The 6900-nt window shown below is 58.4% G+C and carries 5 protein-coding genes; 3 read left to right on the top strand and 2 right to left on the bottom strand.

What is annotated here, in order from left to right; all coding sequences use genetic code 11:
• Window positions 1–362 precede the first annotated feature (362 nt).
• Both AC3WLT_RS31925 and AC3WLT_RS31920 read right to left on the bottom strand, forming a co-directional pair.
• Window positions 363–1133, bottom strand: coding sequence for an SDR family NAD(P)-dependent oxidoreductase (locus AC3WLT_RS31925; protein WP_492595614.1), 771 nt, complete (start codon window positions 1131–1133; stop codon window positions 363–365).
• 207 nt (window positions 1134–1340) lie between these two features.
• Window positions 1341–2219 (bottom strand): LysR substrate-binding domain-containing protein, encoded by an 879-nt coding sequence (locus AC3WLT_RS31920; protein ID WP_492595613.1) that lies wholly within the window; start codon window positions 2217–2219, stop codon window positions 1341–1343.
• Window positions 2220–2419: 200 nt separating this feature from the next.
• Between AC3WLT_RS31920 and AC3WLT_RS31915 the strand changes: the two genes are divergently transcribed.
• The 3 genes from AC3WLT_RS31915 to pyk all read left to right on the top strand — a co-directional run bounded on the left by AC3WLT_RS31915 (window position 2420) and on the right by pyk (window position 6857).
• A complete protein-coding gene (locus tag AC3WLT_RS31915) occupies window positions 2420–3697 on the top strand; it encodes a ribulose-bisphosphate carboxylase large subunit family protein (RefSeq protein ID WP_492595618.1) in 1278 nt (425 codons plus the stop codon).
• Between the two features lie 6 nt (window positions 3698–3703).
• Window positions 3704–5113, top strand: coding sequence for a four-carbon acid sugar kinase family protein (locus tag AC3WLT_RS31910; RefSeq protein ID WP_492595612.1), 1410 nt, complete (start codon window positions 3704–3706; stop codon window positions 5111–5113).
• Window positions 5114–5444: 331 nt separating this feature from the next.
• On the top strand, window positions 5445–6857 hold the full coding sequence (gene pyk / locus AC3WLT_RS31905; RefSeq protein ID WP_492595611.1) for a pyruvate kinase: 1413 nt from the start codon (window positions 5445–5447) through the stop codon (window positions 6855–6857).
• The last annotated feature ends 43 nt before the right edge of the window (window positions 6858–6900 follow it).

Genomic DNA, 6900 nt, shown 5'->3' with positions numbered 1-6900 from the left:
CGGTCATAGCGAACGGCCCTTGCGCCCCGGGTGCCTGCCGTTCGCGGTGCGGTGCAACGAGCGTCTCAGAAGGGTCGTGCTGCGTCCGTCCGCTCTTTAAACTCATCGCTGGAAAGCGGCCAGTCGACAGTGCGTACTCCCGACCCTAACTTGCCGTTCAGCCTTTCCGTGACCTGAACGGCCGCTCCCGAGCGGTATAACGGGCTCTCAAGGACGCCGCCCCGCCTGCTAATGCTCAGGACGCGCTGAAAGGCTGCTACCGGTCAAGCCGGCGCTCACCGACCGCGCACGGATTTAGAAGCCAATCGGATGCCACTATCCTTTGCTCCCAGCGGTTGGTGTCCCGAGCCCTCGAATGCCGTTCAAACCGCGCCTGCCCCCCATGCGAGGAATCCACCGTCCACCGGAAGCACGATCCCGTTCGTGTATCCAGCTTCCTCGGACGCCAAGTAGCAGACGGCTGCGGCGATTTCCGACGTCGTGCCGTATCGCTTCATCGGAATCGCATTTGAGTATTCGGCACGGAACTCTTCGCTGTGGAGCGCCTTAGTCATCGGCGTATCAACTGGACCCGGGGCGATTGCGTTAGCGGTGATGCCGTAGTCACAGAGCTCCACCGCCATCTGGCGCGTTAAAGCGATGACAGCGCCTTTCGACGTGCCGTAGGCCGTGCGTCCCTTACCGACCGCTCGCATGCCGGCCACCGACGCTATATTGATGATGCGGCCCCAGCGGTTCTTAACCATCAGACGCGCGGCATGTTGGGAGCATAGAAACGCGCCAGTTACATTGACCTGCATGGTTTTGAGAAACGTGTCGAGGGGATAGTCTATGAATGGCACCAGCTTGGCAATGCCGGCGCCGTTCACCAACACGTCACAACGCCCGTGCGTCTTGTCGATCGCATCGAACGCAGCGGCAATCGATTCGGCGCTTGAGACATCCATCTCCGTAGCCGAAACTGACAGGCCCGCGCGCCGCAAGTTTGACGCCGCTTCCTCTGCGGCGTTCTGGTTGATATCGGCAAGAACGACGTGATAACCCCGTTTTGCAAGCTGTTCTGCTGAATCTGCACCGATGCCCATTGCGCCGCCCGTGACCACTGCAACGCGGCTTGCGTCTTTTTGCTCCATCTGCTCCACCTTGTCCCTTTTGATGTCAGACCGCTAGCGGCATCGACAGGATGCCCGTAAGCGTAGAACGACGGCGCTGCGCGCCATCCCGTATGGAGATTATTGGAGCCTAAGCGGACACGGTCAAAGGATAATAAGGCCGCACATTGTGAAAAAAAGTCACACTACATTACGTAGATCGCGGCGAGAAAACAGGCTGATGAGGCTTCATCCCTCCATTTGCTGTAGCTCGTTCCTCAGCCATTCCACCAAGGCGACGGTTTTCGACTGACTCTCCGCGTGAGGAGCAACCCACAGCACAATGCTTACAGGGCCTGGGACAAAGCCAAACGGCGCGACAAGACCAGCTGAGTCCAATTCGTCCCGGACAAGCATTCTCGGCACTGCAGCGACTCCCAATCCGCATTTAGCGGCCTGGATCTGAAGATAGAAATGATCGAACGATTCAGCGATCTCGGGCGGGTTTTCGAGCACAGTCGAGGTCGCCTTAAACCAGTCGGCCCACGCGGACGGTCGCGTATTGGTTGCTAGAAGCCGCACACGCGCCAGGTCGCTCGGTTTTTCGATCCGGTTTGTTTGCATGTACTCTGGCGCGCACACTGCGCCGATCCATTCCTCAATCAACGGTATCGGGGTGACACCTTTAGGTACCGGGATGGAGGAAAGCCGTATCGCCACCGTTATCTTGTCTCGGGTAAAGTCGATTTCGCCATGACTTGTGTTGAAACTCAGCTCAAGCGATGGGATCGCATTTTTCAGCTTTGAGAGGCGCGGCAGCAGCCAGTACATCATGATCGAGGCCGAGCACGAGAGCGTCAACGGCCCGGGCTTCAGCTGATCGACGGTCCTTTGTATAAGGTTGAACGCCACGCTCAGGCCTTCGGCCATCTGCGCCCCTTCGGGCGTCGGCTCCGTCAAGTGTGCATTGCGTGACAGCAGCAGGACACCCAGCTGGTCTTCGAGTGCACGGATATGTCTGCTGACCGCACCATGAGTCACGCTGAGCTCGTCGGCGGCGGCACCGAAGCTCCGCAGGCGAGCTGTGGCTTCAAAGGCGCGCAGCGCATTCAATGAAAGACGAGGCACATGGGCTCCTATGGGCCCGAGGCCCACGGCTTATGGAAGTGGCCTATTGTGAGTTTTTCGCTCGGCGTCGAGAAATCATATCGTTTGATGTCGCAACACGTCAAATCTATATTCTGGTCATCCCCCGGCTAAAGCGCATGCCGCCACGGCAGGTCCATGCGCCCGGTTTCAGCTCGAATACCCAGGACGAAGAGTCAAACATGGTCGAAATCTCCCATCAAAGAGCGGAATTCACTGCGCGCTATCTCGTCGAAAGCGCAGTGCCGATTGCAAAAGCCGCAGAAGTCATTGCGGGCGAACAGTCTAGCGGAACGTTTCTGTCGCTCCCGGGAGAGACCGATGCCCTGAAAAATCGTGCCCGTGCTCGCGTAGTGAAGGTGGATTCTCACCCCCCCGTTCTCGAGCCGTCGTTGCGCAGTGCTCACGTCGAACGGAAGGGGTCGCCGAGTGTCTATTATCGAGGCGAAATCGAGATCGCCTTTCCGGTGGACAACATTGGCGCCAATCTGCCCACCCTTTTATCCACTGTTGCAGGCAACCTGTTTGAGTTAGGGGAAGTGACAGGGCTGCGCCTGCTTGACGTCGATCTACCAGCAACGTACGCGGCACAATTCCCCGGCCCTCAATTCGGTATTGGCGGAACCCGTGACTTCGCTAAGGTATACGACAGACCAATGATCGGGACGATCATCAAGCCGAGCATTGGCTTGCTTCCGGAGCAGACGGCTGAAATCGTCGATAGTCTTTGCGCCGCAGACATCGACTTCATCAAGGATGACGAGCTGCTCGCCGATCCAGCATACGCGAGCTTTGATGAGCGTCTCGCAGCCGTCATGCCGGTTTTGCATCGACACGCGGACCGCATGGGTCGCATGCCGATGTACGCGATCAATATCTCCGGCACAATCGACGAGATGCTCCAGCGACACGACGCGGTTCTACGGGCCGGCGGTACGTGCGTGATGGTTTGCATCAATTGGGTTGGTTTTGCTGGCGTCGAGCATCTTCGCAAGCATGCCCAATTACCTATCCACGGCCATCGCAACGGCTGGGGTGCGTTCACTCGCTGCCCGCAACTCGGGTTCTCCTTTCAGGCGTTTCAGAAGTTGTGGCGACTTGCTGGAGTGGATCATTTGCACGTCAACGGCATTCGCAGCAAGTTTTGGGAGCCAGATGCATCGGTCATCGATTCGGCCCGTGCCTGCCTGGCACCGTTCGCGGGTGTGCAGCCGTTGATGCCAGTTTTTTCGTCGGGCCAGTGGGCGTCTCAAGCTCCTGACCTATATGCTCAGCTGGGCTCCGTGGACCTGATGCATCTGGCCGGCGGCGGAATCATCGGACATCCGCATGGAATCGCCGCGGGTGTTGCCAGTATGCGAGAAGGGTGGGAAGCAGCAGTCGAAGGAGTAGATCTGAAAACCTTCGCGGAGTCCCGACCTGCGCTGCGTGCTGCGCTGTCTCACTTCCAATCGGCGTAATCCAGGATGAGTGCAAAAGCTGAACAATCCGACGCGGCATTGCGTCTGGCTTTCTACGGCGACGACTTTACCGGCTCGACTGACGCTCTGGAAGTCCTGGCTTTCGCGGGGCTGCGGTGCGCCCTTTTCTTGACAGCGCCTTCGTCCGAAAGACTGTCGCAACTCGGCGGATTTGACGCTATCGGTGTCGCAGGTGACAGTCGAGGGATGAGTCCGTCCGAAATGGACGAGTCTCTTCCATCGGTATTCGGGGCTCTGCGCGCCCTGAATGCTCCGATCCTGCACTACAAAGTCTGTTCAACTTTCGATAGTGGCCCAGCGATCGGAAGCATCGGAAAAGCTCTGGAGATAGCCCGCGCTGGAATCACCAGTACGCCAGTTCCGATTGTTGCCGGTACTCCAGCATTAAAACGCTACTGCGCCTTTGGCAACCTGTTTGCCCGATCCGGTACCGATAACAAGACTTATCGAATCGATCGCCATCCGATTATGAGTGTCCATCCGGTCACACCGATGATGGAAGGAGATCTTCTGCGCCATCTGGCGCTGCAGACAGACCTGCCTCTCTCCGGGATCTTCCTGCCCAGTCTGGAAGGCGCTCGCGAAGAAATAGACCGGGCGTGGTCGGAAGCAACTTCAACCGGCGACGCGGGAATCTTGCTCGATACAGTCACGGAACGTCATCTGACCGAAGTCGGCCGCATCCTTGACGGCTACGCTTCAACGGTCGGTCCCATATTTACCATTGGCTCGTCCGGGGTCGAGTATGCGCTGACCCAATGGTGGCGTGAACTCGGGAAGCTTCCCAATACGCAGCGATCTTACGACCATATCGCGCCCACGAGTCAAATTCTTGCCATCTCTGGGAGTGCCTCACCGCTCTCTGCCGCACAGATTGACACGGCGATCGCGGCAGGCTTCGCCGAGATTGCCATCGACGCAAAAGCGCTTGTCCGGGAAGACTCGTGGCAGCAAACAGCTGAAGATATCGTCGGACGCACGATTGCGCTGGTCAGCGAGGGGCGCAGTGTCATCATGCATACTGCCCGTGGCCCGCGCGATACACGCATCGCGGAAATGCTCGAGTGCTTTACCGCCGACGGACTGACCCCGGACGACGCTCGGCATCAAGGGGGGCGATTGCTGGGCCAACGGCTTGGCGCGGTCGCGAGTGCTGTCCTTGAGGCCACTCATTTGCGCCGCCTGGTTCTGTCAGGCGGCGATACGTCGAGTCAAGTCACACAGGTTCTTGGGCCCGATGCACTTGAGATTGACGGGCGCCTCGCCGCAGGCGCGCCATTGTGCCGCGTGCTTTCAGACAAGTCTCATTTGCAAAACCTGCAGCTCGCCCTGAAAGGCGGCCAGATGGGCGACGAAAACTTCTTTGTCATCGCCCGGGATGGCACCACAAGATAATCGCCGCGCCGCACGACGCAGCCACACTTCTTGACGCCGCAAAGTAGGTGCTAACGGGAAACCGCGACCTAAAGCGCGTTCCCGTTTCATCAATCAAACACGTCGGACAACGGCCCCCACGCTTCGGCGATGGGGAGAAGGAGGACCTCCGCACTGAGTCACGCGGAGCAAGTCTCTATCGCATAAGTTCCCTGTACGGATGGAGACCGACTGCAATGTCGTCGCATCTGAAGGCGGTAGTTGCTCGCTTTCCCAAGCGGCGTCATCTCCGCCCGCTTCGATTCCTCGTCTCTTCCGCACGAAGTCTTCCGTAACCTGAGAATCTTCATCGATGAACAGAAACCGCTCCACGAAAATCCTTGCGACGCTCGGACCTTCAAGCTCCGCCGAGAGCCTGATTGAGAGCCTGTATGTGTCCGGCGCCGACGTTTTCAGGTTGAACATGAGCCACGGCAGCCATACGGAACAGGCTCAGCGACTGCTGGCAATTCGGCGCATCGAGGCCCGACATGGTCGTCCGATCGGCGTGCTGCTTGATCTGCAAGGGCCGAAGCTACGTGTGGCGCAGTTCAAAGATGGGAAGGTCGATCTGCGGCCAGGACAGACCTTCAGCTTTGACCTTGATAGCGCGCCCGGTGACGAGTCGAGGGTCTGTCTCCCTCACCCGGAAATCTTCGCAGTCGCAGCGATCGGCGATACTTTGCTTGCCAACGACGGCCTGCTGAGGTTCAAGATCGTCGATACGTCGCTTACCCGTATGACGACCGAAGTTGTCATCGGCGGCATCCTTTCGGACCGAAAAGGCGTCAACGTCCCGAGCGTGGTCCTCCCCATTCCAGCACTGACCGATAAGGACAAGCAAGACCTGCAATTCGGCCTAGGACAAGGCGTAGAGTGGATCGCACTGTCTTTTGTGCAGCGGGCAGACGATGTGCGCGAAGCGCGTAATCTGATCAAAGGCCGGGCTAAGATTATCGCCAAGATCGAGAAGCCGTCCGCCGTTGATTCGATCGAGGAAATCATCGAGGCTTCTGACGGAATCATGATTGCGCGTGGCGATATGGGTGTTGAACTGCCCCCCGAAGAAGTCCCGGTAATCCAGAAGCGAATCGTAGGTTTATGCCGGGAGGCCGGAAAGCCTGTCGTTGTAGCAACGCAGATGCTGGAGTCGATGGTGAACTCTGCCGTGCCCACGCGAGCAGAGACGTCCGACGTAGCGACGGCCGTTTTTGACGGCGCCGATGCCGTTATGCTGTCCGCGGAGTCCGCGTCAGGTGCCTTTCCAGTCCAAGCCGTTTCGATGATGAATAGGATTATCGAGCACACAGAGAATGCGCCCTCGTATCGTCAACTGCTGAAAGCAGTCAGGCCACCGGCCTCTGCTGACGCACCGGAGGCGATTAGCGCAGCGATCTTTACCATTACATCAATGTTGTCGGTTGCAGCAATCGTCGCCTATACCACTTCCGGCGCGACTGCCGAGCGGATTGCTCGCGAACGGCCAACCTCCCGCATCCTGTCGCTCACTCCTGATGAAGCCGTTGCGCGTCAACTTACGTTGACCAGGGGTGCCTGTCCTTTACATGTCGACGATGCGGAGAACGTTGAAGATATGGTCACGAAGGCCACGGCGGCAGCGCATCGGATCGGTGTCGACCGCCGCAAACCGCTCCTGATCGCAGCAGGTGTCCCGTTTGGCACGCCCGGCATCAGTAATCTGCTGAGAATCGTCTACCCTTCCTGATCTTTCATTCATACGTCAGGGCATGGGGGCGCGCTGCGCGGGC

Source organism: Paraburkholderia sp. FW306-2-2C-D06C (assembly GCF_058781505.1).
The sequence above is the reverse complement of the archived record's forward strand: the minus strand, read 5'-3'. Positions and strand labels throughout refer to the sequence as shown.

Coding starts and splice junctions, on each gene's coding strand:
- AC3WLT_RS31925 (WP_492595614.1), bottom strand. CDS start 1,133: ATGGAGCAAAAAGACGCAAGCCGCGTTGCAGTGGTCACGGGCGGCGCA.
- AC3WLT_RS31915 (WP_492595618.1), top strand. CDS start 2,420: ATGGTCGAAATCTCCCATCAAAGAGCGGAATTCACTGCGCGCTATCTC.
- AC3WLT_RS31910 (WP_492595612.1), top strand. CDS start 3,704: ATGAGTGCAAAAGCTGAACAATCCGACGCGGCATTGCGTCTGGCTTTC.
- pyk (WP_492595611.1), top strand. CDS start 5,445: ATGAACAGAAACCGCTCCACGAAAATCCTTGCGACGCTCGGACCTTCA.